Source organism: Kaistia geumhonensis (genome assembly GCF_030815145.1).
Classification (GTDB): domain Bacteria; phylum Pseudomonadota; class Alphaproteobacteria; order Rhizobiales; family Kaistiaceae; genus Kaistia; species Kaistia geumhonensis.
Window position 1 is genome coordinate 1,300,417 of the sequence record NZ_JAUSWJ010000001.1, and the last position, 25,690, is coordinate 1,326,106.

At 68.2% G+C, this 25,690-nt stretch carries 26 protein-coding genes; 15 read left to right on the forward strand and 11 right to left on the reverse strand.

All coding sequences use genetic code 11. The annotated features are described in order from the left end of the window. The first annotated feature begins 70 nt into the window (after positions 1-70). On the forward strand, positions 71-1,429 hold the full coding sequence (locus QO015_RS06200) for a methylmalonyl-CoA mutase family protein (RefSeq protein ID WP_266280779.1): 1,359 nt from the start codon (positions 71-73) through the stop codon (positions 1,427-1,429). Next, a complete protein-coding gene (scpA, locus tag QO015_RS06205; RefSeq protein ID WP_266280778.1) occupies positions 1,426-3,579 on the forward strand; it encodes a methylmalonyl-CoA mutase in 2,154 nt (717 codons plus the stop codon). Before QO015_RS06200 ends, scpA begins: the two co-directional genes overlap by 4 nt. Before the next feature lie 59 nt (positions 3,580-3,638). Here the strand turns inward: scpA and QO015_RS06210 are convergent, their stop codons facing one another. Together QO015_RS06210 and QO015_RS06215 are read right to left on the reverse strand one after the other, a co-directional pair. Further along, positions 3,639-4,238, reverse strand: coding sequence for a fasciclin domain-containing protein (locus QO015_RS06210; protein ID WP_370877400.1), 600 nt, complete (start codon positions 4,236-4,238; stop codon positions 3,639-3,641). Positions 4,239-4,319: 81 nt separating this feature from the next. Next, the gene (locus QO015_RS06215) at positions 4,320-4,892 is read right to left on the reverse strand and encodes a fasciclin domain-containing protein (RefSeq protein WP_266280777.1); all 573 of its coding nucleotides are present in this window, start codon (positions 4,890-4,892) and stop codon (positions 4,320-4,322) included. Between the two features lie 347 nt (positions 4,893-5,239). On the opposite strand from QO015_RS06215, the gene QO015_RS06220 reads away from it, so the two are divergent. Continuing rightward, positions 5,240-6,418: an aminotransferase gene (locus tag QO015_RS06220; RefSeq protein WP_266280775.1), complete on the forward strand. Its 1,179-nt coding sequence runs from the start codon at positions 5,240-5,242 to the stop codon at positions 6,416-6,418. A gap of 27 nt (positions 6,419-6,445) precedes the next feature. Here the strand turns inward: QO015_RS06220 and QO015_RS06225 are convergent, their stop codons facing one another. The 3 genes from QO015_RS06225 to QO015_RS06235 form a co-directional block, all read right to left on the reverse strand. Next, positions 6,446-7,885 (reverse strand): PAS domain-containing HWE histidine kinase family protein, encoded by a 1,440-nt coding sequence (locus QO015_RS06225; RefSeq protein WP_266280773.1) that lies wholly within the window; start codon positions 7,883-7,885, stop codon positions 6,446-6,448. A gap of 178 nt (positions 7,886-8,063) precedes the next feature. Then, positions 8,064-8,777 carry an anti-sigma factor gene (locus QO015_RS06230; protein ID WP_266280772.1) on the reverse strand — a complete coding sequence of 238 codons (714 nt, stop codon included), beginning with the start codon at positions 8,775-8,777 and terminating at the stop codon, positions 8,064-8,066. After that, entirely contained in the window at positions 8,767-9,330 is a 564-nt protein-coding gene (locus tag QO015_RS06235; protein ID WP_266280771.1) for a sigma-70 family RNA polymerase sigma factor, read from the reverse strand. Before QO015_RS06235 ends, QO015_RS06230 begins: the two co-directional genes overlap by 11 nt. A 142-nt stretch (positions 9,331-9,472) precedes the next feature. Between QO015_RS06235 and QO015_RS06240 the strand changes: the two genes are divergently transcribed. Next, positions 9,473-11,290, forward strand: a complete 1,818-nt coding sequence (locus QO015_RS06240) for an ABC-F family ATP-binding cassette domain-containing protein (RefSeq protein WP_266280770.1) — start codon at positions 9,473-9,475, stop codon at positions 11,288-11,290. 5 nt (positions 11,291-11,295) lie between these two features. Here QO015_RS06240 and QO015_RS06245 read toward each other — a convergent pair whose 3' ends face one another. Further along, positions 11,296-12,195 (reverse strand): LysR substrate-binding domain-containing protein, encoded by a 900-nt coding sequence (locus QO015_RS06245; protein WP_266280769.1) that lies wholly within the window; start codon positions 12,193-12,195, stop codon positions 11,296-11,298. 79 nt (positions 12,196-12,274) lie between these two features. Here QO015_RS06245 and QO015_RS06250 point away from each other — a divergent pair, with 79 nt between their 5' ends. Beyond that, positions 12,275-13,438, forward strand: a complete 1,164-nt coding sequence (locus QO015_RS06250) for an MFS transporter (RefSeq protein WP_266280768.1) — start codon at positions 12,275-12,277, stop codon at positions 13,436-13,438. Here the strand turns inward: QO015_RS06250 and QO015_RS06255 are convergent, their stop codons facing one another. Next, on the reverse strand, positions 13,439-14,488 hold the full coding sequence (locus QO015_RS06255) for a LacI family DNA-binding transcriptional regulator (RefSeq protein WP_266280767.1): 1,050 nt from the start codon (positions 14,486-14,488) through the stop codon (positions 13,439-13,441). Between the two features lie 228 nt (positions 14,489-14,716). Here QO015_RS06255 and QO015_RS06260 point away from each other — a divergent pair, with 228 nt between their 5' ends. The 6 genes from QO015_RS06260 to QO015_RS06285 all read left to right on the forward strand — a co-directional run bounded on the left by QO015_RS06260 (position 14,717) and on the right by QO015_RS06285 (position 20,899). Further along, on the forward strand, positions 14,717-15,955 hold the full coding sequence (locus tag QO015_RS06260; RefSeq protein WP_266280766.1) for an ABC transporter substrate-binding protein: 1,239 nt from the start codon (positions 14,717-14,719) through the stop codon (positions 15,953-15,955). 86 nt (positions 15,956-16,041) lie between these two features. Further along, positions 16,042-16,926: a carbohydrate ABC transporter permease gene (locus QO015_RS06265; RefSeq protein WP_266280765.1), complete on the forward strand. Its 885-nt coding sequence runs from the start codon at positions 16,042-16,044 to the stop codon at positions 16,924-16,926. Beyond that, a complete protein-coding gene (locus QO015_RS06270; protein WP_266280764.1) occupies positions 16,926-17,837 on the forward strand; it encodes a carbohydrate ABC transporter permease in 912 nt (303 codons plus the stop codon). The genes QO015_RS06265 and QO015_RS06270 overlap by 1 nt, the downstream gene beginning before the upstream one ends. Positions 17,838-17,840: 3 nt before the next feature. Next, positions 17,841-18,929, forward strand: a complete 1,089-nt coding sequence (locus QO015_RS06275; RefSeq protein WP_266280763.1) for an ABC transporter ATP-binding protein — start codon at positions 17,841-17,843, stop codon at positions 18,927-18,929. A 60-nt stretch (positions 18,930-18,989) separates the two neighbouring features. Next, a complete protein-coding gene (locus QO015_RS06280; RefSeq protein WP_266280762.1) occupies positions 18,990-19,745 on the forward strand; it encodes a sugar phosphate isomerase/epimerase family protein in 756 nt (251 codons plus the stop codon). A gap of 11 nt (positions 19,746-19,756) precedes the next feature. Next, positions 19,757-20,899 carry a Gfo/Idh/MocA family protein gene (locus tag QO015_RS06285; protein WP_266280761.1) on the forward strand — a complete coding sequence of 381 codons (1,143 nt, stop codon included), beginning with the start codon at positions 19,757-19,759 and terminating at the stop codon, positions 20,897-20,899. Positions 20,900-20,978: 79 nt separating this feature from the next. Here QO015_RS06285 and QO015_RS06290 read toward each other — a convergent pair whose 3' ends face one another. Continuing rightward, positions 20,979-21,953: a hypothetical protein gene (locus QO015_RS06290; RefSeq protein ID WP_266280759.1), complete on the reverse strand. Its 975-nt coding sequence runs from the start codon at positions 21,951-21,953 to the stop codon at positions 20,979-20,981. A gap of 178 nt (positions 21,954-22,131) precedes the next feature. Between QO015_RS06290 and QO015_RS06295 the strand changes: the two genes are divergently transcribed. The 4 genes from QO015_RS06295 to QO015_RS06310 all read left to right on the forward strand — a co-directional run bounded on the left by QO015_RS06295 (position 22,132) and on the right by QO015_RS06310 (position 24,029). After that, positions 22,132-22,347: a hypothetical protein gene (locus QO015_RS06295; RefSeq protein WP_266280757.1), complete on the forward strand. Its 216-nt coding sequence runs from the start codon at positions 22,132-22,134 to the stop codon at positions 22,345-22,347. 165 nt (positions 22,348-22,512) lie between these two features. Continuing rightward, positions 22,513-22,740, forward strand: coding sequence for a hypothetical protein (locus QO015_RS06300; protein ID WP_266280755.1), 228 nt, complete (start codon positions 22,513-22,515; stop codon positions 22,738-22,740). A gap of 125 nt (positions 22,741-22,865) precedes the next feature. Continuing rightward, on the forward strand, positions 22,866-22,988 hold the full coding sequence (locus tag QO015_RS06305) for a hypothetical protein (RefSeq protein WP_266280753.1): 123 nt from the start codon (positions 22,866-22,868) through the stop codon (positions 22,986-22,988). 21 nt (positions 22,989-23,009) lie between these two features. After that, on the forward strand, positions 23,010-24,029 hold the full coding sequence (locus QO015_RS06310; RefSeq protein WP_266280751.1) for an aKG-HExxH-type peptide beta-hydroxylase: 1,020 nt from the start codon (positions 23,010-23,012) through the stop codon (positions 24,027-24,029). Here the strand turns inward: QO015_RS06310 and QO015_RS06315 are convergent. From QO015_RS06315 to QO015_RS06325, 3 genes are read right to left on the reverse strand one after another with little or no spacing between them, the layout of a single operon-like run. Continuing rightward, positions 24,026-24,481 carry a periplasmic heavy metal sensor gene (locus QO015_RS06315; protein WP_266280749.1) on the reverse strand — a complete coding sequence of 152 codons (456 nt, stop codon included), beginning with the start codon at positions 24,479-24,481 and terminating at the stop codon, positions 24,026-24,028. The genes QO015_RS06310 and QO015_RS06315 overlap by 4 nt on opposite strands. Beyond that, positions 24,481-25,002 carry a hypothetical protein gene (locus QO015_RS06320; RefSeq protein WP_266280747.1) on the reverse strand — a complete coding sequence of 174 codons (522 nt, stop codon included), beginning with the start codon at positions 25,000-25,002 and terminating at the stop codon, positions 24,481-24,483. Before QO015_RS06320 ends, QO015_RS06315 begins: the two co-directional genes overlap by 1 nt. A gap of 2 nt (positions 25,003-25,004) precedes the next feature. Then, entirely contained in the window at positions 25,005-25,601 is a 597-nt protein-coding gene (locus tag QO015_RS06325; RefSeq protein WP_266280745.1) for an RNA polymerase sigma factor, read from the reverse strand. Between the last annotated feature and the right edge of the window lie 89 nt (positions 25,602-25,690).

A 25,690-nucleotide genomic window follows, 5' to 3' on the forward strand; every position in this document is an offset into this window, starting at 1 on the left:
GGCGCCCGCCCGGCGGATAGACTGGCCGCGTGCCGACAACCGGCCGCGACCGGAACCGGAGGATGAACGCTTGGCGCCGCATGAGGGCGACGAGGCCAGGGCCGCCTGGCTTCGGCTTGTGGAACGGACATTGGGCGGGCGGCCGGCATCGTCGCTGGCAGCGCGGATCGAACCGTCGATGCTGGTGGAGCCGCTGGCCCCGGCCGGCCGGCTGCCGCCGCTGTGGTCGCGCGGCGGCTCGGCCTGGACGCGGCTGCAACGCCTCGATCGTGACGACATCGCTTCCGCCAGGCGCGGGCTCGAGAACGGCGCGGACGGTATCGAGTTCGTGCTGGCCGGAGCGCCGACCGCCTGGAGAGGCGGCATCGAGCACGCCGCCCTCGCGCCGCTCCTCGGAGAGCTTCCGATCGACCGTCTCGCCCTCCGCTTTTCCGCCGGGTCCCGGCTGGAGGTCGCGGCGACCATCGACGACGCCATCGCCGCCGCGCGGCTCGATCCGTCGCTGATGCGCGTCTCGTTCGGGCTCGATCCGATCGGCGGCGCGGCGCGTGGCGGGGCGACGTTGGCGAAGGGGCAGCGGGACGCCCTCGTTGCGACGGTCGAGCGCCTCGCGGGGCGCGGCTATCGCGGCCCCGTCCTCAGTGCCGATGCCCGGCCGATCCATGCCGCCGGCGGTTTTGCGAGCACCGAGCTCGCCTATGCCGCCGCGGCCTATGTGTCGCTGCTGCGCGCCCTCCTCGACGGCGGTGTCGTCGATGGCGTTGCGCTCGCCGCGATCGATGTCGCGCTCGCCGCCGACGCCGACCAGTTCGTGACGATGTCGAAGCTGAGGGCCATGCGCCTCCTGCAGGCGCGCATCCTCGCTGCCGCCGGCCTGCCGCCCGCCGCCCTCCCCCTGCATGCCGAGACGGCCTGGTCGATGCTGGCCGCCGAGGACGAGGGATCGAATGTGGTGCGCGCGACGATCGCCGCACTCGCCGCAGCGCTCGGCGGCGCCGATTCCATCGCCGTGCTGCCGCATCGTGCGGCGAGCGCGGCCGGCGATGCCGAGGCGGAGCGTCTGGCGCTGACATTGCAGGCGGTCCTTGCCGAGGAGGCGCGGCTGCACGCGGTCGACGATCCTGGCGCGGGCTCCGGCACGGTCGAGAGCCTGACGCTGGCCCTCGCCGAGGCGGCGTGGTCGCTCCTGCAAGAGATCGAGGGCCTTGGCGGCCTCCCGGCGGCGGAGTCGTCGTCGTGGCTCGCCGCGCGCATCGCCGCTGATCGCGAGGACGGCCGGCGGCGTCTCGCTTCGGGGGAGGCCGCGATCATCGGCGTCACGCTGCATCGCGCCGATGGCGCTCCCCTGCCCGACCCGGTCGACGAAGCCGTCGGCGATCCCTTCGGCGCGCGCCGCCGCGCCGCTCCGTTCGAGAGGCGTTCCTCATGAGCCGTCTGCCCGACTTCTCGACCATCCCCTTCGCCGTGGAGGATCTGCCGGCGCGCGGCGACGTCCGCCGCTGGACATCGGCCGAAGGCATCCCGCTTTCGAGCCGCGCGACGGCGGCCGAGCGCGATGCCGGCGGCTTCGCCGAGACCATGCCGGGCCTGCCGCCGTTCACGCGCGGCCCCTATCCGACCATGTATGTCCAGCAGCCCTGGACCATCCGGCAATATGCCGGTTTCTCGACCGCCGAGGCGTCCAACGCCTTCTACCGTCGCAACCTCGCCGGCGGCCAGATGGGCCTCTCCGTCGCCTTCGATCTCGCCACGCATCGCGGTTATGATTCCGATCATCCGCGCGTCGCGGGCGATGTCGGCATGGCGGGCGTCGCGATCGACTCGATCCTCGACATGCGCCAGCTGTTCGACGGCATCCCACTCGACAAGATGAGTGTCTCGATGACGATGAACGGCGCCGTCCTGCCGGTGATGGCGCTCTATATCGTCGCGGCGGAAGAACAGGGCGTGCGGCCCGACCAGCTTTCCGGGACCATCCAGAACGACATCCTCAAGGAGTTCATGGTCCGCAATACCTATATCTATCCGCCGGCGCCCTCGATGCGGATCGTCTCGGACATCTTCGCCTATACCTCGCGCGAAATGCCGAAATTCAACTCGATCTCGGTGTCCGGCTATCACATGCAGGAAGCGGGAGCGACCGCCGACCTCGAGCTCGCCTATACGCTGGCGGACGGCCTCGACTATATCGGCGCCGGCGTCGCGGCCGGCCTCGATGTCGACGCCTTCGCGCCCCGGATCTCGTTCTTCTGGGCGGTCGGCATGGATTTCTTCGCCGAGATCGCGAAGCTCCGCGCCGGGCGGCTTCTGTGGTCGGAACTGGTGGCAGGGCGCTTCCATCCGAAGAGCGCGAAGTCGCTGGCGCTCAGGGCCCACTGCCAGACCTCGGGCTGGTCGCTGACCGCGCAGGACGTCGCCAACAACATCGTGCGCACCGCCGTCGAGGCCATGGCCGCCACCGAGGGCGGCACGCAGTCGCTGCACACCAACGCCTATGACGAGGCGCTCGCCCTGCCGAGCGACGCCTCGGCGCGGATCGCCCGCAACACGCAGCTGATCCTCCAGAAGGAAAGCGGCATCACGCGCTTCATCGATCCGTTCGGCGGCTCCTATTTCGTCGAGAGCCTGACGGCCGCGCTCGCGGCGCGGGCGCGCGCCCATATTGCCGAGATCGACGCGGCCGGCGGCATGGCAAAGGCGATCGCCGCCGGTATTCCGCAAAGGCGCATCGAGGAAGCAGCGGCCCGCACGCAGGCGCGCATCGATTCCGGCGAGCAGACCGTCGTCGGCGTCAACGCGCTGCGCCGCACCGACGAGCCGCCGGTCGAGGTCCTGAAGATCGACAACTCCGCCGTCCGCGCCGCGCAGATCGAGAAGCTGCAGCGAATCCGCGCCGAACGCGACGGCGCCCGCGTCACGGCGGCGCTCGCTGCGCTGACGGAGGCGGCCGGCTCCGGCGGCAATCTCCTCGCCGCGAGCGTCGAGGCGGCGCGCGCCGGCGCGACCGTCGGCGAGATGAGCGCAGCGCTCGAGGCGGTGTTCGGCCGGCACCAGGCGGTGCCGAGCGTCGTCGAGGGCGTCTATGCACGCGAGAGCGGCGCGGTCGATTCCATCGCCGAAATCAGGGGATTGACGGAGGCCTTTCGCGAGAATGCCGGCCGGCCGCCCCGCATCCTCGTGGCGAAGGTCGGCCAGGACGGCCACGACCGCGGCCAGAAGGTCGTCGCTTCGGCGCTCGCCGATCTTGGATTCGAGGTCGACATGGGGCCGCTGTTCCAGACGCCCGGCGAGGCGGCGGCGCAGGCGATCGCCGACGACGTGCATATCGTCGGCGTTTCGTCGCTCGCGGCGGGTCACCTGACCCTCGTCCCGGCGCTCAAGAAGGCGCTGGTCGAGGCCGGGCGCGGCGACATCATGGTCGTGGTCGGTGGCGTGATCCCGCCACAGGATTTCGCGGCGCTGCGCGAGGCGGGCGCCGAGGCGATCTTCCCGCCCGGAACGGTCATCACCGAGGCGGCCGCGGACCTGCTGGAGACCCTGAACAGTCGCCTCGGCTACGCGCAGCGGGCGCCGGGCTGACGACGCGAAGAGCCGCCCCGGTGTGGGTCCGGGACGGCCCCTCAGTTGGCTTCGACGGATCAGGCCTTCGGCACCAGGACGGCATCGATCACATGGATCACGCCGTTCGACTGGTTGACGTCGGCGATCGTCACCTTGGCCTTGTTGCCGGAGGTATCGGTCACGATCACGTCGTTGCCTTCCTGAGTGAAGGTCAGCACCGCGCCGTTGACCGTCTTGACCTCGGCCTTGCCGCCGCCCTTCTTGATCGCCGCCACGACATCGGCCGCGGCAAGCTTGCCGGGGATGACGTGATAGGTCAGCACCGCGACCAGCTGGTCCTTGTTGGCCGGCATCAAGAGTGTGTCGACCGTGCCGGCCGGCAGCTTGGCGAAGGCCTCGTTGGTCGGGGCGAAGACGGTGAACGGACCGGCGCCCGACAGCGTCTCGACGAGACCCGCTGCCTTCACGGCTGCGACGAGCGTCGTGTGGTCCTTCGAGTTGACCGCATTCTCGACGATGTTCTTGTTCGGATACATCGGCGCGCCGCCGACGGTGACCGCATCCTGGGCGAAGGCCACGGGGGCGGTCATGGCAGCTCCGGCGAGGAGAGCGGCCGAGAGGGCCACGGCGCGCGACAGCGTAACAAAGGGCGAAGTCTTGGCGTTTCTCGAGATCATCGGGTGTCTCCGTTTTGGTTCATCGTTGGTTTTCGGGGGGTGACGGAGCCGGCGCCGTCCGCGACGCCGCTCCGCCATGCGTCAGCCAGGCAGAAGAACGGTGTTGATGACGTGGATCACGCCGTTCGACTGCATGACGTTCGGAATGGTCACCTTGGCGCGGTCGCCCTTGGCGTCGACGACGGTGATGGACTTGCCGTTGACGTAGAAGGCGAGCGTCTTGCCCTCGACGGTCCTGTATTCGGCCTTGCCGCCCGTCTTCTTCGCGGCCGCCATGATGTCGGCGGCGGTCAGCCTGCCCGGCACCACATGGTAGGTGAGGATGTCGACGAGCATCTTCTTGTTTTCGGGCTTCAGCAGCGTCTCGACCGTGCCCGCCGGCAGTTTGGCGAAGGCGGCATTGGTCGGCGCAAAGACGGTGAAGGGGCCCGGGCCCGAAAGGGTATCGACGAGCCCGGCAGCCTTGACGGCAGCGACCAGGGTCGTGTGGTCCTTCGAATTGACGGCGTTCTGGACGATGTTCTTCGAGGGATACATGGGCGCGCCGCCGACCGTCACGGTTTTGGCGAGCGCCGGGGCCTCGAGGGCCACGGTGCCGGTGAAGGCGACGGCTGCGATGGCCGCAGCCTTGAGGGCGGTCCTGAAAGAACGCATAGTTGATCCTCCTCAGCGCAGGCCTTGCAGCCGGCGCATCTCAAATCCTGATAAATCTCGACATCGCCAAGTCATGGACTGGCATTCATGGCGCATATCGAATGCGTCAGGCGCTCATAGATCCAACGGCCCGGTTTGATTTATTCCGCCAATTCACTCGTTCTTGGCGTCGTTGCTTACATGACTTTGTACGAGGCGATTGGTAGCTTGGTTTCGTGGATCGGTGTTTTTATCGATCACGAGAGCGTGAACGGCAGGTCGTTGCGCATCCAGCCGTTTCGCGAGCATCGCCTTGCTTGCGCGGCCCGGACGGCGGACCTAATGTCCGCCGCCGAGCGGAGAATTCCATGAAGCCGACAAACCCCGTCTATACCGGCCTGCCCACGACCATCTTCGAGGTCATGTCGCGGCTCGCCATCGAGCACAAGTCGATCAATCTCGGGCAGGGCTTTCCGGATGTCGACGGACCGGAGGATGTCCGCCGCTTCGCCGCCGACGCGCTGATGGCCGGCCCCAACCAGTATCCGCCCATGATGGGCGTGCCGGAGCTGCGGCAGGCGGTGGCCGAAGCGAACCGTCGCTTCTATGGTCTCGACGTCGACTGGAAGAGCGAGGTTCTCGTGACCTCGGGCGCGACCGAAGCGCTCTCCGACATCATCACGGCCGTGATCGAACCCGGCGACGAGGTGGTGCTGATCGAGCCGCTCTATGACTGCTATCTGCCGCTGGTGCGGCGGGCCGGCGGCATTCCCCGCCTCGTCCGCATCACGCCGCCGGAATGGCGGCTCGATCTGGCGGCGCTGGAAGCCGCGTTCTCGCCGCGCACCAAGGCGATCCTCATCAACAATCCGATGAACCCGGCCGCCAAGGTGTTCACCCGCGAGGAGCTCGAGGCCATCGCCGCGCTCTGCGTGCGCTTCGATGCCTATGCGATCTGCGACGAGGTCTACGAGCACATCCTCTTCGACGGCCGTGCGCATATTCCGCTGATGACGCTGCCCGGCATGCGGGAGCGGGCGATCCGCATCGGTTCGGCCGGCAAGACCTTTTCCCTGACGGGGTGGAAGGTCGGCTATGTCACGGCCGCGCCGGCGCTGCTCGACCCGATCGCCAAGGCGCATCAGTTCACGACCTTCACCACGCCGCCCAACCTGCAGAAGGCGGTGGCGTTCGGGCTCGGCAAGGACGACGCCTATTATGGCGAACTCGGTTCCTCGCTGGCCGCCAAGCGAGACCGTCTGGCCGAGGGGCTCGCGCGCCTCGGCTTCGGGGTCGTGCCCTGCGGCGGCACCTATTTCGTCACCGCCGACGTGACGCCGCTCGGTCTCTCCGGCGACGACGCCGAACTCTGCCGACGGATGACGGTCGAAGCCGGCGTGACCGCGGTTCCGGTCTCGGCCTTCTATGCGGGCGAGGCACCGCGCAATTTCGTGCGCTTCTGCTTCTCCAAGCGCGACGAGATCCTCGACGGCGCCGTGGAGCGTCTGGGGAACTGGCTTTCGGAGCGGACGCGCGCCGTCGCCTGAGCGATCAGCGCATAGCCATTGGGCGCCTCAGCGGAGAAGCCGCTCGCGGGCCATCGTGAGCCGCACCACGAGGCCGGTCTCGAGCCAGTCGAAGGCAATCGAGCCGGCCAGTTGCCCGACGATGCTCATGCTGGCGAGGCGGCTGCCGAAGCCCTGATGGCCGGGCGGGCCGCTGACGGCGGGACCGCCGGTCTCGGCCCATTCCAGCGACAGCACGTCGCCGTCGAAATGACCGCGCACCGAGAGCAGGCCCTTGGCCGTCGACAGGGCGCCGTATTTCGAGGCGTTGGTGGCGAGCTCGTGCAGAACGAGGGCGAGGCTCGTCGCGGCCGTCACCCCGAGCTCGACCGGCGGCGCCTCCAGCGTGAACTGCTCCGGGAAATAGAGATGCGGCGTCAGGATCGCCGTGAAGAGGTCGGCGAGCGTCGTCTGCTCGGTATGCCCCACTTCGGCGGTGATGGCGGGCCGGATCAGCTCATGGGCCGAGGCGAGCGCCACCAGACGCCCGCGAAGCACCTCGGCCATCTCGCCGACATCCGATGTCGACCGCGCGGTCATCGTGACCATGCCTGCAATCACCGCGAAGGTATTCTTGATGCGATGATGCAGCTCGCGGATCAGGAGGCGGCGTGATTCCTCGGCATTCTTCCGGTTGGTGATCTCGACGGCGGCGCCTGCGAGGCGCTCCGGCTGTCCCTGGCCGTCGCGGAAACACGTTCCCCGGATCATGACCCACCGGACGCGGCCATCCCCATCCACCAGCCGGTGCTCGATCGCGAGATCGGCGCCTGTCGCGAAGGAGCGCTGCGTTTCCTCCTCGACATAGGCGCGATCGTCGGGGTGGATGCGCATGCCGAACTCGCGGCGCGGCACGCCCTGCTCGGCGCGGCCGGAATCGACCTGGAAGAAACTGGCGAACGGCGCGTCGGCGAACATGAGATCGCTGTCGAAATGCCAGTCCCAGACGCCGATCACGCCGGCGGCGTTGAGCGACTGGCGAAAGCGCTCCTCGGCGGTGCGAAGCGCCTCGCCGGCATGGTGGTGGGCCGTCGTCTCCGAGACCAGCGCCAGAACGCCGATGACGCGGCCTGTCTCATCGCGGAACGGGCTGTAGTCGAGGTCGAACCAGGTATCCTCGGGCGCGCCGTTGCGCTGCAGGACCAGATGCGTGTCCTTGTAAGTCAGCTTGCCGCCGGCTAGACAGGTCGCGAGCACGTTGCCGTTGAAATCGGCCGCCTCGGGCCAGGCTTCCAGGACGTCCTTTCCCAGAACGGCCGGATGCCGCGTGCCGCAGATCTCGGCATAGCCCTTGTTGTAGACGAGCGTGCCTTTCTCGCCGCAAAGCAGCGCAACCGGCCGCTCGGCGGCCAGCATCATCGACACCATCGCCTTGAGGCCGGCGTCCCATTCCGCCATCGGGCCGAGCGGCGTCTCGCTCCAGTCGCGCGCTGCGATCAGGGCACCCATCTCGCCGGAATCGACAAGGAACGGTGGGATTTCACTGCCCGATGTCATCCGGAGACCGGCCTCGTCATGCATCCTTGATCCCAACCATTCGCTCCGCGAGACTGCAGCCTGCAACGCCGATCGGGGCCAAGCGGTTGCGACGCAGCGCCGGCGAATGGTGATTTAGCCGCGATCATCGCTATTCCGCTGGCAGAAGCGTCCCGAGATAGACCACCGGTCCGGTGGCCTGGCCCGTCGGCGAGCCCCCCTTGGGCTCGACGGATATGGCCAGTCGTTCGCCCGGCGAGAGCGCCACGTCAAGCGGCTTCAGTTCGCGTTCGGAATCGGCGACGCCGAGCGAAACGGTGGGGCCTGTCGCCGGAACCTTCCAGAGTTCGAAGCTCCGGTCGGGCGGCGGCGGGGAGCCGACGCGGCGCAGGCGGATGGTGCCCTCGGCGGTGTTCACCGAGGCCACGAAGGCCGGCGCACCGCCCTCCCCGCCCAGGATGGCGACATAGCTCGCCGGCCCCGGCGGCGGGGCAAGAAGCCGCGGCAGCGCAACGGCGGCAACCAGCACGGCAGCGAGCGCGGTCGCGGCCGTCGCCCAGCGCCAGCGCGCGAGCGAGCGCCGCAATTGAACAGTATCGGCGGCGGGCTGCCCTCCTCTCTTGAGGCCGGCTTCGATGCCGCGCCAGACGCGCTCCGGCGGCGGGACGGGTGAAAGGCCAGAATCGAGCACCGCGAGGCGCTCGCTCCAGCGCGCCACGGCGCTTGCGAAGGCCGGATCGCGGCGCATGCGCCACTCGGCGGCGCGCCGCTCCCGCGCGTCGAGCGTGCCGAGGACATATTCCGCAGCCTCGGCTTCGGGCGACGCGTCGTCTCCTTCGTCTCTCTCCTTGCCGTCAGCGGCCACCGAGGCACTCCTTCAACGCGATCAGGCTGCGGCGAAGCAGCGTCTTCACGGTCGGCACCGGCCGGTCGAAGCGCCGCGACAGCTCCTCGCGGCTCCAGCCCTGGCAGTAGGCGAGCAGGACCATCTGCCGCCGATCCGGCTCCAGCCCGTCGAGGCAGCGCGAGAGCCCGCGCGCCTCGAGCCCGTCGGCCGGCGCCGGCCCTGCCAGCCGGTCGGCGAGTTCGTCGTCGATCGCCACCGCCGCCGCCGAGACACGCTCCGGCCCTCTGCGGATGAGGTCGATCGCCGCATGTCGCGCAATCGTCACCATCCAGGTCGACGCCGAGGCCAGCGCCGGATCGTAGCGGTCGGCGTGGTTCCAGATTCTGAGGAACGTCTCCTGAAGGGCCTCCTCGGCCGCGGCCTCGCTTCCTGCGATACGGCGGATGACGGCGAAGAGTTTCCCGGCCATGCGGTCGTAAAGACGGCGGAAGGCAGTTTCGTCGCCCCCCGCAACATCCGCCATCAGCGCGTCGAGTTCGCCCGGCTGGCTGAGCCGCCCTGCTTCGCTCAATGGATCGCCCCCCCGGCATTGCACTCCGACCTGCGGTTTTTAGGGCGGCAAGAGCAGGCGTCCATGGGCGGCGCGCAAATTTATCTCCCCCGCGCCACGCGCGCCTTGCCTCGGCATGGCACACACCCTTACATCGCGGCCCATGGCTCCCCCCCTTCTCCTCCTCCAGGACATCCGCCTCACTTTCGGCGGCCGCCCGCTCATCGAGAGCGCGACCCTGTCCGTCTCGCCCGGCGAGCGTCTCTGCTTCGTCGGCCGCAACGGCTCGGGCAAGTCGACGCTGCTCAAGATCGCGGCGGGCCTCGTCGAGGCCGACAGCGGCAACCGCTTCGTGCAGCCGGGCGCGACCCTGCGCTACCTGCCGCAGGAGCCCGATCTCTCGGCCTTCCCCAACACGCGCGCCTATGTCGAGGACGGGCTCGGCCCCGGCGACGATCCCTATCGCGCCAGCATGCTGCTCGACGCGCTCGGCCTTACCGGCGAGGAGGAGCCGGCGCGGCTCTCCGGCGGCGAGGCGCGGCGCGCGGCGCTCGCGCGGGCGATCGCGCCCGAACCCGACATCCTTCTGCTCGACGAGCCGACCAACCATCTCGACCTCCCGGCCATCGAATGGCTGGAGGAGACCCTGGCGGGTCTCAGATCGGCGCTGGTGCTGATCAGCCATGATCGCCGGTTCCTCGAAAAGCTGTCGCGCGCGACGCTGTGGCTCGATCGCGGCACGACGCGGCGGCTCGAGCAGGGCTTCGCCGCCTTCGAGGAATGGCGCGACGCGGTCCTTCACGAGGAAGAGAAGGAGCGCGAGCGGCTCGACCGCAAGATCGCGCAGGAGCTGGACTGGGTGCGCTACGGCGTGACCGCCCGGCGCAAGCGCAACATGGGCCGGCTGCGCAAGCTGGAGGGCCTCCGGACCGAGAAGCGCGAGCAGCGCGGGCCGACCGGGCAGGTCAAGCTCGTCGCCAGCGACGGCGAACTCTCCGGCAAGACGGTGATCGAGGCCCGCAACGTCTCCAAGACGTTCGGCGACCGGGCGATCGTGCGCGACTTCTCGATCCGCATCCTGCGCGGTGATCGCATCGGACTGGTCGGCGCCAACGGAGCCGGCAAGACGACGCTGCTCAATCTCATGACCGGCACGCTCGCGCCCGACGAGGGCACGGTGAAACTCGGCACCAATCTCGAGATGGTCACGCTCGACCAGCGCCGCGACAGTCTCGACCCGACCATGACGCTCTCCGACGCATTGACCGACCGGCGCGGCGACACGGTGATCGTCAATGGCGAGGCGCGGCACGTCATCGGCTATATGCGCGATTTCCTCTTCCAGCCCGAACAGGCCCGCGCCCCGATCACCGCGCTTTCGGGCGGCGAGCGCGGCCGGCTGATGCTGGCCCGCGCGCTGGCGCGGCCCTCCAACCTCCTCGTCCTCGACGAGCCGACCAACGACCTCGACCTCGAGACGCTCGACCTGCTCGAGGAGATGTTGGACGACTATCCCGGCACCATCCTCGTCGTCAGCCACGACCGAGACTTCCTCGACCGCGTCGCGACCTCCGTGATCGTTTCCGAAGGCGACGGACGCTGGACGGAGTATGCCGGCGGATACACCGACATGCTGGCGCAGCGCGGGGCGGCGGCGCCGGCCCGCACCGCGGCCAAGGCGGCTGCGAAGGGCGAAGGCAAGCCGGCCAAGGCCGCCGCCGAACCTCGCGCATCGGTCTCGAAGGCGAAGCTCTCCTTCAAGCAGAAGCACGCGCTGGAAACGCTGCCGGCGCGGATCGAGGCGCTCGACGCCGAGATCGCGAAGCTCGAGACGACGCTGGCACGCCCGAACCTCTTCGCGGCCGACCGTAAGACCTTCGACACTGCCACCGCCCGGCTGTCGGCCGCCCATGCCGAAAAGGCCGCGGCGGAGGACGAGTGGCTGACGCTTGAGATGCTGCGCGAGGAAATCGGCGGCTGACGCCCTCAGGATCCGGCGGCGCCCTGCAGCGCCTCTGCCCGGATCCAGTCACGGAAGGCGGCAACGCGCGGCAGTGCGAGCCGGTCTGGCGCAACGACGACATGGTAGGCGAGCGACGTCTCGGCCGCCGTGGCGAGCGGCTGAACGAGGCGACCGCCCGCGAGGTCGTCGGCAGCGTAGACATCGCGGACCACCGCGAGCCCCTGGCCGGCGATGGCCGCCCGGATGAGCAAGGCGTCGTCGCCGAAGCTCGATCCCGCCGATGCTCTGGGGTCAGGGCGGAGGCCCGCCGCGGCGAACCAGACCGACCAGTCGCGACGGTCCCGGTCCTGCAGCAGCGGAAAGGACAGACAGTCGGCCGCCGTGCGGAGCGGCGCCGCCATGCGCAAGAGCGCCGGGCTCGCGACCAGGACGAGCCGCGGCGCGAAGAGCCGTTCGCTGACGAGGCCGGCATAGGTTCCTTTGCCATGCCGGATCGCGACATCCGCTTCCCCGCCCCTGACATCGGCGAGCGCGGCCGTGGTCTGCAGTCTCACCTCGACCGATGGATGGGCCGCCGTGAAGCGCCCGAGCCGCGCGGCGAGCCAGGTCGAGGCCAGCGACGGCGTCGTGCTGACGGTGACGATGCCCGATCGGTGAGCGGTTCCCGAACGACGAGCCACCGCCTGCTCGATCGCCGCAAAGCTCTCGTCGATCTCGGCGAGCAGCCGCGCGCCCTCCGGCGTGAGACGAAGCAACCGATGATGCCTTTCGAAGAGAGGCGTGCCGAGCCTGCGTTCCAGCGCCTTGATCTGCTGGCTGATCGCTCCGGGCGTCACGCCCAGAGCCGGCGCGGCGGACTTGATCGCCCCTCGGCGCCCGACTTCGACAAAGGCCCGCAGGCCGAGCCACGGCAATGGACTCATGAACTCACATTAGCCGGCCTAACGCGAAGCTCAAGGCTTATGGTTTGAGCGATCGCGCGGCGCGCCGCAGAACGTGGCGATGACCAGCCCGCCCTTCGCCTCCGCCGCCCTTGTCCGTCTGCTCGCCGTCGCCGCCGGCGCCGCTGTCGCCAACAGCTATTACAATCAGGCGATGCTCGGCCATATCGGGCGCGATTTCGCCATCTCGGCCGCCGGGGTCGCGGCGATACCCGTCGTCACGCAACTCGGAAACGCGATCGGCGTGCTCTTCCTTGCGCCGCTCGGAGACCGGCTGGAGCGGCGGTCTCTGATGCTGTTCACCATCGGCGCGCTCGTGCTCGCGCTGCTCGCGGCCGCTGCTTCTCAATCCTTCGCCGCCCTCGCCGTGGCCAGCGTCGCGATCGGCGGCTTCGCGACCGTCGCGCAGCAGATCGTTCCCTTTGCCGTCACCATCGCGACAGACGACAGGCGGGGGCGGGTGCTGGGTACGGTGACCGGCGGCATCCTGCTCGGCATTCTCCTCGCGCGCGTATTCAGCGGCATCGCGTCGGATCTCTGGGGTTGGCGGCTGGTCTTTCTTGTCGCGGCCGGCGTCATGGCCGCGATCGGAGGGCTGCTCGCCGCCCTGCTGCCGCGTATCCAGCCGACGACGGCTCTCACCTACGGGCGCTTGCTGGCATCGCTCTGGCATCTCGTCGCCGCGCATCCGGTCCTGCGCCGGGCGACGCTGATCCAGTGCCTCGTCTTCATGGGCTTCATCGGCTTCTGGTCCAGCCTGGCGCTCGCGCTCGAGGCTCCGCCCTACCGTCTGGGCGCCAGCGCCGTCGCCCTGCTGGCGCTGGTCGGCGCGGCGGGGGCGCTGGCCGCGCCGCTGGCCGGGCGCTTTGCCGATCGCGCCGGGTCTCGACGGGTGGTGACGATCGGCACCGGCCTCGCCACGGCCTCGTTCGTTCTGCTGGTCCTCGGCCAAGGCTCCATGGCAGTGATGGTGACCGGCACGCTTCTTCTCGATCTCGCCGTCCAGACCTCGCAGGTCGCAAACCAGACGCAGGTCTATGCGCTCGACCGCGCGGCGCGCAGCCGGCTGAACACCGTCTTCATGGCCGCCATGCTCCTCTCTGGATCCCTCGGAGCGGGCCTCGGCGGCCTCGCATTCGCGACATGGGGCTGGAGCGGAACATGCCTCTTCGGCGCCCTCTCGTCGCTTCTGGCGCTCATCCTGTCGCTTCGTCCGCCGCCGTGATCAGAGGCGGCGGATGCTCTCGCGAAGGACGAGTTCGCAGGGCAGGCGCACATGGGTCGGCGGCTTCACTCCGCCCTTGCCGGACATGCGGAGCAGCAGATCCTCGGCGGCAAGCCGGCCCATTTCGGTTCGCGGCTGGCGCATGGTGGTCAGCGCCGGATCGTAGTGCACGGCATATTCGGTGTCGTCGAAGCCGCCCACCGAGACATCGCGCGGCACCGAGACGCCGCCGGTCTTCAGACTGCGGATGAAGCCGAGTGCGATCTCGTCGGCGGCGGCGAAGACAGCGGTCGGCCGGTCATCGAGCGCGAAATAGCGCGCCGCCGCGCGGTCGCCCGAGACGAAGTCGAAATTGCCGGCGCCGCGCCATACGAGGCTCTCCTCGACCGCGAGCCCGGCCGCCGTGAGCGCGTCGCAATAGCCGCCGAAGCGCTCGTTGGTCTCGATGCTGCCTTCCGGCCCGGTGATATGGGCGATGCGCCGATGGCCCGCCGCGATCATGTGGCCGACCATGGTCGCCGCAGCGGCGCGGTTGTCCACATCGAAGACGGAGAACCGGTCGCCGCCCGGAATGCCGGCGAACATCAGCGAGATCGGCACCTGGTCGGGCACCGCGACGAATTCCTCGTCGCGCGGCACGTTGCCCGTCACCACGAGGACGCCGTCGACCTGCCCGGCACGGATCACCCGCGCATAATGCGTCTCGCGCCGGCGGCTCTGGCGCGTATAGCCGACCAGGACACCGTAGCCCTGGTCGGAAAAAACCTCCTCGAGCGCATTGAGGACAGGCGTGAAGAAGGAGTTGCCGATGCCCGGCAGCAGCACCAGCACCATGCGGGTCGACTTGGCGCGCAACGACCGCGCTGCAGCATTCGGCGTGTAGCCGGTCTCTCGAATCGCGGACAGGACGGCCTCGCGAGTCGCCTCCGTCACGCGGTCCGGCAGGGCCAGCGCGCGGCTCACGGTCGCCGTCGATACGCCGGCAAGGCGCGCAACGTCCTGAATCGTCACGGCTCGCGCGCTCGGCGCATGATCCTCTGTCGTCGTCATCCCGCCCCGCCTTCCTGCCCCGTCGGCCGACATCCCTATCTTCGGACGTTTCTTTTGCAGCGCAAAATATATTCGCGTTGACAGCCGATCCAGGAAGCATACAGTAGATGTAATCGATTACAAGAATTCGGCCGGCCCGTTGAGCCAAGAGCACTCGGGCCGTCCGGTGCGATAGGCGTCTGCCCGATGCAGACGTCTGAACCTGGGAGGGTTTCAAGTATGAAGCAGATGACGAAGGCACTCTTCGGTGCTGCCGCCATGGTCGCGCTGATGGCCGGCCCGGCGCTGGCGCAGGAGCCGCTGAAGCTCGAAGTGTTCCATTGGTGGACTTCGGGCGGCGAAGCGGCCGCGGTGCAGGAATTCGCCAAGGAGTTCGACGCGGCCGGCGGCCAGTGGGTCGACACCGCGATCGGCGGCTCGGGCTCGACGGCGCGCCCGATCGGCATCAACCGCATCATTGGCGGTGACCCGCCAGGCGCGATGCAGTTCAACACCGGCACCCAGATCGACGAGCTCGCCGCTCAGGGTCTGCTGCGCAATCTCGACGACGTCGCGGCCAAGGAAGGCTGGAAGGAAGCCCTTCCGCCGGCCTTCTACGAGGCGATCGTCCGCGACGGCCATGTCATGGCTGCCCCGGTCAACAACCATGGCCAGAACTGGCTCTGGTACAACAAGGCGCTGCTGGAAAAGAACGGCATCGCCGAGCCGACGACCTGGGACGAGTTCTTCGCCGCCGCCGACAAGCTCAAGGCCGCCGGCGTGATCCCGGTCGCCGTGGGCGGGCAGCCCTGGCAGCTGAACCTCATGTTCAACTCCATCCTGCTCGGCGAAGGCGGCAAGGACCTCTATATGAAGGTCTACAAGGACCTCGATCCGGCCGCGGTCACGTCGCCCGAGTTCAAGAAGGTCGCCGAGACCTTCGGCAAGCTGCGCGACTACTCGGACCCCGGCAACGCCAACCGCGACTGGAACGTCGCGACCGGCATGGTCATCTCGGGCAAGGCCGGCTTCCAGTTCATGGGTGACTGGGCGAAGGGCGAGTTCGTGCTGGCCAATCAGGTCGCCGGCAAGGACTTCGGCTGTATCCTCGGGCCGGGCGAGAAGAACTTCGTCATGGGTGGCGACGTCTTCATCTTCCCGAAGCTGAAGGATGAGCAGGGCACCAAGGCGCAGGACCTCCTGGCGACGGTCTTCATGTCCAAGGACGCTCAGGTGAAGTTCAACGCCAAGAAGGGCTCGGTTCCGGTCCGCCTCGACGTCGACAACTCCCAGCTCGACGCCTGCGCCAAGATCGGCGTCGAAGTCCTCCAGGACCCGGCGAAGCAGATCCCGGCGACCGACATCCTCGCCTCGCAGGACGTCGTGCAGAGCCTGCAGGACGTGGTCGGCGAATACTGGGCCACGCCCACGATGACGGCGGACGAGTTCGTCGGCAAGTGGAACGACACGGTCGCCCAGGCCAAGTAGTCCTCGACGACATCGGCCCGGCTGCGCGATGATGGCGCGGCCGGGCTTTTCTTGAGTGGCCCGCCAAACTCGGGAGGTCGGGACGCATGAAGACCCGTCGCCGCATGAATGTAGCCACCTATGTGGCGTTGTTCCCGGCCTTCATCGTAGTCGTCTTCGCCTATCTCGGCACGATGCTCTGGACGGTGCAGATTTCCTTCACCGAATCCAAGCTGCTGCCAACCTTCGCCTTCTCCGGACTGCGTCAGTACGAGCGGCTGTTCGCCACCTCGCGCTGGTCGATCTCGCTGGAGAACATGGTCATCTTCGGCATCGGCCTGATCGCCGTCTGCCTCGTGCTCGGCTTTCTCCTCGCCGCGGCGCTCGACCAGAAGATCCGCTTCGAGAACACGTTCCGGACGATCTTCCTCTACCCCTACGCGATGTCCTTCATCGTGACCGGCCTCGCCTGGCAGTGGATCCTCAACCCGACGCTCGGCCTGCAGCAATATGTGCGCAATCTCGGCTGGACCGACTTCCAGTTCGACTGGATCATCCGCAATGACCGCGCGATCTATGTCGTGATCATCGCCGGCGTCTGGCAGGCATCCGGCCTCGTCATGGCGCTGATGCTTTCCGGCCTCAGGGGCATCGACCAGGAGCTCTGGAAGGCCGCGAAGATCGACGGCATCCCGACCTGGCGCGTCTATTTCAACATCATCATCCCGATGCTGCGCCCGACCATCATCACCTCGGTGGTGCTGCTGTCGCTCGCCGTGGTCCGCGTCTACGACCTCGTGCTGGCGCTCACCGGCGGCGGTCCGGGCATCTCCACCGACGTGCCGGCCAAGTTCATCCTCGACTACCTGTTCGGCCGCGCGAATATCGGCCTCGCCACGGCGGCGTCGTCGATCCTCCTGGTGATCGTGCTCGTGATCATCACGCCCTGGCTCTACTACGAATATTTCCGTCCGAAGAGGGAGAGGCGCTGATGGCGACCGCCACCATGACCGCCAGCACCACCGCCCTTGAGCCCTCCGGCCCGCGGCCAAAACGGCTCACGGCCGACCGTGTCGGGCTCTATGTCTTCCTCGTCATCGCCGCGGCGTTCTTCCTGCTGCCGATGTATGTGATGATCGTGACGTCGCTGAAGCCGATGTCGGAGATCCGCCTCGGCAACATCTTCTCGCTGCCCGAGGCGTGGACGATCGAGCCCTGGCTGCAGGCCTGGAACTCGGCCTGCACCGGCCTCAACTGCGGCGGCATCAAGGTCGGGTTCTGGAACTCGATCCGCATCCTGGTGCCGAGCGTCATCATCTCGATCTTCATCGGCGCGCTCACCGGCTATGCGCTGTCGCTGTGGCGGGCGCGGGGCTCCAACCTCCTCTTCGCCGTGCTGCTGCTCGGCGCCTTCCTGCCCTACCAGGTGTTCATCTACCCGCTGGTGCGCATCTATTCGTCGGTCGGCATCTACGGGACGATGGCGGGCATCGTCGTCACGCACACGATCTTCGGCCTGCCGCTGATGACGCTCCTCTTCCGCAACTATTATTCGAGCCTGCCGATCGAGCTCTTCAAGGCGGCGCGCGTCGATGGCGGTGGCTTCTGGGCGATCTTCTTCCGCCTGATGCTGCCGATGTCGACGCCGATCATCATCGTCGCCGTCATTCTGCAGGTGACCGGCATCTGGAACGACTTCCTGTTCGGCGTCGTCTTCGCCGGCCGCGAGAACCTTCCGATGACCGTTCAGCTGAACAACATCGTCAATTCGACCCAGGGCGAGAAGCTCTACAACGTCAACATGGCCGCGACGATCCTGACAGCGCTGGTGCCGCTCGTCGTCTATTTCGTGTCGGGCCGCTGGTTCGTTCGCGGCATCGCCGCCGGCGCCGTGAAGGGGTAAAGCATGGCAACCGTCTCCATCCGCAATCTCGAGATCGACTTCGGCACGGTCCAGGTCCTGAAGACCCTCAATCTCGAGATCGGCGAGGGCGAGTTCATCGTGCTGCTCGGGCCCTCCGGCTGCGGCAAGTCCACTCTGCTCAACGCGGTCGCGGGTCTTCTCGACGTCACGGCCGGCCAGATCTGGATCGGCGGCAAGAACGTCACCTGGGAGGAGCCCAAGGACCGCGGCATCGGCATGGTGTTCCAGTCCTATGCGCTCTATCCGCGCATGAGCGTTCGCGGCAATCTCTCCTTCGGTCTCAAGATGGCGCGCACGCCGCATGAGGAGATCGAGAAGCGTGTCGCCAAGGCCTCGAAGATCCTGCAGATCGAGCCGCTGCTGGAACGCAAGCCGGCCGAGCTCTCGGGCGGCCAGCGCCAGCGCGTCGCGATCGGCCGGGCCCTGGTGCGCGACGTCGACGTGTTCCTGTTCGACGAGCCGCTCTCCAACCTCGACGCCAAGCTCAGGACCGAACTCCGCGTCGAGATCAAGCGGCTGCATCACGAGCTCGGCTCGACGATGATCTATGTGACGCATGACCAGATCGAGGCGCTGACGCTCGCCGACCGCATCGCGGTCATGAATGGCGGCGTCATCCAGCAGCTCGCCTCGCCGAAGGAGATCTACCGCCGGCCGGTCAACCGCTTCGTCGCCGGCTTCGTCGGTTCGCCGGGCATGAATTTCGTCGACGGCACGCTCAAGATGGACGCCGACGGCGCCGGTTTCCTCCTCTCGGATGGAACCCGCCTTTCGCTCGCCGGTTACGAATTCTCGGGGACGCCGAAGGATGGCCAGGCGGCGACGCTCGGCATCCGCCCTGAGCAGGTCGACCTGGTGAAGACGAGCGAAGACGCGACTGTGCTGCCGATCAAGCTGACGATGCTCGAGCCGATGGGCGCCGACAGCCTCGTCTGGGGCCATGTCTCCGGCACGCAGTTCTCCGTCCGCATCGACGGCGAAGATCATGTGGCGACGCCGGCCTCCGTCGATGCCTTCTTCTCGCCGTCGCAGTCCTCGATCTTTGATAAAGCGAGCGGCGCCCGCCTCTGATTCGCATGCCGGGGATCCCCTCCCCGGCTTCCGCCCCCACAAAGCTTTCGCGAGAATCCCATGCCGAAGCACCTCATCTCCTTCCAGCTCTATTCCGCGCGCAATTTTCCCCCGCTAGAGACCGTTCTCGAGGGCCTGGCGAAGATCGGCTATGACGCGGTCGAGCCCTATTACCCGCTCTATGGCGACGACGCCGCCGGCTATCGCGCCAAGGTCGATGCGGCCGGCCTCAAGACGCCTACCTTCCATGCGCCGCTCGACGGCGTGACCGGCGACACCGCCCGCTTTATCGACATCGCCAAGACGATCGGCGCCCACACCATCGTCATCCCCTATATCGGCGCCGACGACCGGCCGACCGATGTCGATGGCTGGAAGAAGCTCGGCGAGACGCTGGCCAAGACCGCCGGGACGGCCAAGGCCGCCGGCCTCGGCCTCGGCTACCACAATCACGACTTCGAATATGCGACGCTGGCCGACGGCTCGCGCCCGATCGACCACCTGATCGGCAACGGCGTCGCCTCGGAGCTCGACCTCGGCTGGGTGGCGCGCGCCGGCAAGGACGTCGCGCCGGAGATCGACCGCCTCGCCTCCGAGATCATCGCCTTCCACATCAAGGACATCGCCCCCGCCGGCACGACCGCCGAGGACGGCTGGGCGGATGTCGGCCAGGGCACCGTCGACTGGGCGGGACTGTGGCCGCATATCGCCAAGGCGCCGAAAGCCGGCGTGCTCGTCGCCGAGCATGACAACCCGGCCGACTGGAAGCGCTTCGCCGAGCGTTCCTTCGCCGCCATCAAGTCCTTCGCCGTCTGAGGCCCGCACGAATGTCCACCATCCACAAGATCGGCCTGATCGGCGCCGGCAACATCTCGCAGGCCTATCTGAAGCTGGCGCCGCTCTTCCCCGGCACCAAGATAGTCGCCGTGGCGGATATCGCTCCCGAAGCGGCCAAGAAGCGGGCCGACGAGTTCGGCGTGCGCGCGCTGACGGTCGACGAACTCCTCAAGGACGAGGAGATCGACACGGTCATCAACCTGACCATTCCCTCGGCCCATTACGAGATCAGCCACGCCATCCTCTCGGCCGGCAAGCATGCCTATTCCGAGAAGCCCTTCGCGCTCAGCGTCGAGGACGGCAAGAAGCTGGTCGCCGAGGCCGATGCGCGCGGGCTGAAGCTCGGCAGCGCGCCGGACACCTTCCTCGGCGGCGGCGGCCAGACGGCCCGCAAGCTGCTCGACGAGGGCGCCATCGGCCGCATCGTCTCCGGCACCATGCATGTCATGAGCCACGGCATGGAGCACTGGCATCCCAATCCGGGCTTCTTCTTTCAGCCCGGCGGCGGCCCGATCCTCGATCTCGGCCCCTACTACATCGCCGCGATGGTCAATCTGATCGGCCCGGTGACGCATGTCGCGGCCTTCGCCTCGAAGGGCTTCGAGGAGCGGCTCGTGACCGCCGAGGGGCCGCTCAAGGGCAAGACCGTCCCCGTGGGCACCCCGACGACCATCAACGCCGTCCTAGAGTTCAAGACCGGCGCGCAGGTGACGCTCGCGGCAAGCTGGGACGTGTGGAAGCACGGCCATGTCAACCCGATCGAGCTCTACGGTACCGAAGGCTCGATGCTGGTCCCCGATCCGAACTTCTTCGGCGGCACCGTGCAGTATTCCGAGCGCAGCGGCGACTACATCCCCGTCGACACCTCGACGGCGCCGTTCGGCAAGGGCAACTGGGGCGCCGACCAGGGCCATGCGAATTACCGCATGCTCGGCGTCGCCGACATGCTGGATGCCGCCGAGCAGGGCCGCGAGGCGCGCTGCTCGGGCCGGGTCGCACTGCATGCGCTCGACGTGATGGTCTCGATCCTCGATGCGGCCGTCAGCCGCAACGTCGTCACGCTCTCGACGACCGTCGAGCGCCCTGCCCCGCTCACGGCCGCCGACGCCGAGCGGCTGACTGCCGCGCGCTGAGCCGCCCGAACCGACTTCCTCCGAACTGGGGCCGCGCGAGCGGCCCCTTTTCTTTTGCGGTCAGGGTTTTGCCTGCAGCTCACGGTCTCGGCGGCGACCAGTCTTTGTCGGTCAGCGCGTCGCGATGCAGCCGGACGCGCTCGGTCGGCTCCCAGGGGATCGGCGTGCCGTCGCCGCTGTCGATCGCCCAGAAGGCCTCGGCCATGCGGCGACGGCCGACCGCCAGCGTCTCGTCGCGGATCGGCCAGGATTGCGCCTTGGGCAGCCAGATCGAGGGATTGGTGTTGATCTCGTAGATGACGGGGCGCCCCGCGACCGTCGCGTGATCGGCGCGGCCATAGTCGATGCCGGCGATGCGAAAGGCCTCGCCGATGACCTCCGGACATTCGTTGGCCAACACGCGGCGGTTCTCGTCCCGCGCCAGCCATTCCGGCGGACGAGCGCCACCACGGCCGTATTTCACCATCCAGTGCGGCTCGGTGATGTGGTGGTCGAGATAGACATGGCCGCCGATATGGAACGATCCGAACTTGCGCCAGAGCCCGTCGCCGGCCGGTTCGCCGCAGAACTCGATCACCACGAGACCGCGCCTCGGCCGGCCGGCCCTGACACCCTCGGCGAGGAAGGCGTCGAGTTCCTCCTGAGTCTGGATGAGATCGGAGACGGCGGAGTTGTGGTCGTTGTCGTTGCGGACGAAAACGGGGAACCGCTCGGGCTGCGGCTCGTCCTCGGCGCGGTAGATGCCGAACGGATTGATGCCGGCGCGCCTCAGCTTGCGCAGCAGCTCGTAGCGGGTCGGCACGACGGCCGGATCGTTGAGGCATCGCAGCCCCGCCGACCGCAGCGAACGGAAGACATCGGAGGCGAGCAGCAGCTCGAAGGGCGAGAGGCGTTCGATATCCGTGAAGATCACGGTCGCCGCGGGAACGCGCTGAGCGCGCAGCATCGCGTCATAGCTGAGCGCCATCGTCTTCGGGATCGGGACGCCGAGTGCATCGGCGACCAGCGTTCCCACCGTCACCTGGTGACCGCGCGCCGTCAGGAAGAGGATCATCGCCGGGCCCCTTGCCGCGCCGACCGGGCGCCGCGGCGAAGACGATTGCGGAACAGTATGAAGCATGTAACGCTAATCACCGCGGATCGACCGGGGCAAGCTGAGTCATGTCGATTCGCGATCCATCCACGGCTTGTTCTGTATTGCCGCCACGCATGACTGCAGGGGGAACCGTCACGTGTCCGACATTGCGAAGAATACCCGCGCGAGCCTCGCGGCCGGCAGCCTTTTCGGCTTTTCCGGCACCGGCCGCAGCACCGCTGCGCGCCGCGCGGGCAAGGAGGCCGGCCTCGACCTTCCAACCGACGAAGGCACGATCCTGGCCGAACTGAACGGCGTCGAAACGACGCCGGAAGCATCGACGCCGGCCGGCGAGGACCGTTCCGAAGCCTGATCTTCGCGGCTGGCGTCCGGTCTTTGCCGGGTCGTCCGATGACAAGCAATTCGTCTTGCGGGCGTCCATGCAACGTGCCAGCCTGACGAAGTTATCGCGCAATGACGGCCGTGGGGGCTCGGCTGCCATGACATCCCCGAGACTTTTGAGCATCAGGAGGAAACCATGTCATCCAGGATCGAATCCACCCGCGCCCTTTTGTCGTCTTCGCAGCTGTTCGGCTTCAGCGCCGGCGCGCGTTCGACGATCGCCCGTCGCGGCATCGACAAAGGCGGCTTGAGCGAAACCCTGCTCGACGAGACGCAGATCCTCGAGACGCTGAACACGGTTCAGACCGCCGAGGCCGAGCTGCCGGCGAGCGAGGAGCGGCCGGCCTCGACCGAAGCGGCGTAATCGCATGATCACGCGCGGGATGCTTCGGCGTCCCCGCGCGCCTGACGAGAGGCGGCGGCGCGCTGGGCGCTGTCCGCCATTCACATGTGGTCGGTGGACACCGACCGATCCAAAAGGGGCTGAGAATGGAAAAAGTGATGGGGCTGCCGGTCCAGATGGACGAGGAAGCCGTGATCCTGGCGCTGAATACCGACGCGGCGGAAGAAGCAGCGGTCAACACAGCGGAAGAGACCGCCGCGACTGCCTGAGTCACAGCCTGAAAGCGCGTCATGGTTGAAGAGACGGCAACCGTTCATTTCGGCTATGGCGCGGATCCGATCCGCGCGGCCGCGCTCGACCGGCGCGTCCGCGGCAATCTCGCGGCGAGCCTCGGCGCAATCGCCGGCGCCCTCGCCAGCAACGGCTTCACCGGCGCTCATGCGCTGCGCGAACTGGCGGACCGGGTCGAGGCCGGACCTGTCAGGCCGCTCGTCTTCGCGCTCTACACCTCTCTCGTCGATGCGATCCAGTCCGATGACGACGACGCCGTGGCGCGCGGCGTCGAGAGGCTCGCCGCCGTCGACCGCGACGCGGCGGTGACACTGCGCATCGTCGACCTCTTCGGCGCGGAACTCGGCGCCGAAGCCTCCGAACTCTATGCCATCCTGCTCGACGACGATCCCGACGCCCCGATCGAAATCAGCGGGGTGGGCAGCGAAGCCTTCGCCTCCGGCCGCGCCCGCGTCCTGGACGCTCTCGCGCTGCTCGACAGGGCGGCGCCCGAATTCGGAGCCGAAATCCGGGTCTTCTGCAACGAGATCGTCTTCGCCGGCAGCGCGACCGGCTTCGGCGCCAATTCCTTCGCCAGCGCATCGAGCCCCTATCTGTGGGGCGGCATCCAGCTCGATCCCGCGAGGGCGAACCGGATCGCGCTCGCCGAAACGCTCGTGCACGAGGCTTCGCACACGCTGCTGAACGGCCTCGTCGATGCCGGCGAACTCTCCACAAACCCGAAGGACGCCCGCTATTCCTCCCCGCTCCGGGTCGACGCGCGGCCGATGGACGGCATCATCCACGCCACCTATGTCCTCGGCCGCATGGGGATGGCGCTTGCCGAGATCGCCGAGGCGGGCGACCTGACGGAGGCGGAGCGGCGGGATGTGGCGGCGCGCCGGCGCGAGAACGGCATTCTCTTCCAGCAGGGGCTGGCGACGATCCGCGAGCACGGAAAGCTGACGCCGGCAGGCGCGACCGCGCTCGAAGGCTGCTTCGCGCTCGGAAGCCGCTCCCCCGAAAACGCGGAAGCCTAGTTCGCCGCCGGCTTCGCCAGCGGGGCGCGGTCGGCCGGCGGCAGCGCCAGCACGGCATCGAAGGTGCGCGACTGGATCTGCTCCTGCATGGCGCCGACCTCGAGCCGGATCTCGCGCAGATTGGCGTCAATGGCTGCGCGGTCGGGCTCCGGCGCCGCGGCCAGCGTCGCGAGTTCGGCACGAAGGGTCTTCAGACGGTCGATCCGCGCGACGATATCGGGCTTCAGGCCGCTCAGCGAGGTCTCGATCTTGTCGACGGCCTCGGGCGGCAACCGGTCTTTCAGCCAGCGCAGTTCCATGCGCACCACGCGCGGCCCGCCATCGCCCTTGCGCACGCCGATGCGCTCGGTGACGAAGGCGCCGAGCACGAAGGCGTTGACGGCGAGCGACAGGACGAGCGCCACCCAGAGCCAGGAGATGCGCCGGCGACGCGGCTGAACGGTCCTTGCCATCAGAAGCCGAGCTCGGACGGCCCGAACAGCAGCGGATCGAGCTGAACGATGCTTGCGACGCGCATGTCGTCGTCGCCGGGCGCAAGGAACACGCTCGACGCGCCGCCGAGCGCGCCGGCGACGAGGACGACCGCGGCCGCTGCCGCGAGCCGCCTTGCCCAGCGCACCGGCTGGGGCGTGATCTGCGCCAGTACGCCGGCGCGGATGCGGGCCAGCGGTCCGGCCTCGATGCGGGTGTCGAGCGCCGCGGCGGCGACTTCGAGGCGCTGGTCCAGCACCACGGCATCGTCGCGATAGGCACGGAAGGTGCGATCGGAGAGCAGCGCCGCCCGCGCCCGTTGCGCCAGCGCCGGGTCGGGCCAGAGCGCCGGATCGGGCCCCCACCGGTCAACGGCGTCGCGCAGGCCTGTCGGTCGCGGGTGAAGCTCCTCGCTCATGTCGCGGCGCGCGTCTGACGCGTCGTCGAAGCCGAACGGGTCCCGGCGATCCCGGGGATGATGGATATCGTCGATGTCGGTCATGATCAGGTCCAATCCTCCCCGTCCTCGTCCCTTTGTCCCGCGAGCAGGCCACGCAGGCGCCGCCGGGCTCTTGCGAGCAGGGATTCGTAGGCATGTTCGCTCATGCCCATGACGGCCGAGGCTTCCGCCTGGCCGAGTTCCTGGAAATGCGCGAGGACGATCACCGCCCGCTGCCGGTCGGGCATGCGGTCGAGCGCCTCGTGGACGAGGCGGACATCCTCGATCCGCGAGAGCTGGCGCTCTGGCGACGGCGCGTCGTCCTCTAGCACGTCGTCGAGATCGTCGATGTCCACATGCGGGCGGCGGCGGCGCAGGCGATCGATCGACAGCCTATAGGCGACCTGGTGCAGCCAGGTGCCGATGCGGGCGCGCGGCTCCCAGGCGTCGGCATTGCGCCACAGGCGGACGAGCGCCTCCTGCACGACCTCCTCGGCCTCGCCGAGATCGCACAGGACCGCGGCGACGAAACGCGTCAGGCGCGGCGATTCGGCGGTGATGACGCGGCCGAACGCCTCGTCGTCGCCGGCCGCGACCGCCCGCATCAGCCTGTCGTCGGCGCGGATCGCGGCATCCGCTGCGCTGTCGCTTCGATCCCCCACGGGTGAATTGTCACCTTTCGTACCGGCCTCTCGGTCGGCCGGATCCACCCTCCCGCCGTCGATCAGACGATAGCGCATCGGCGGGCTTC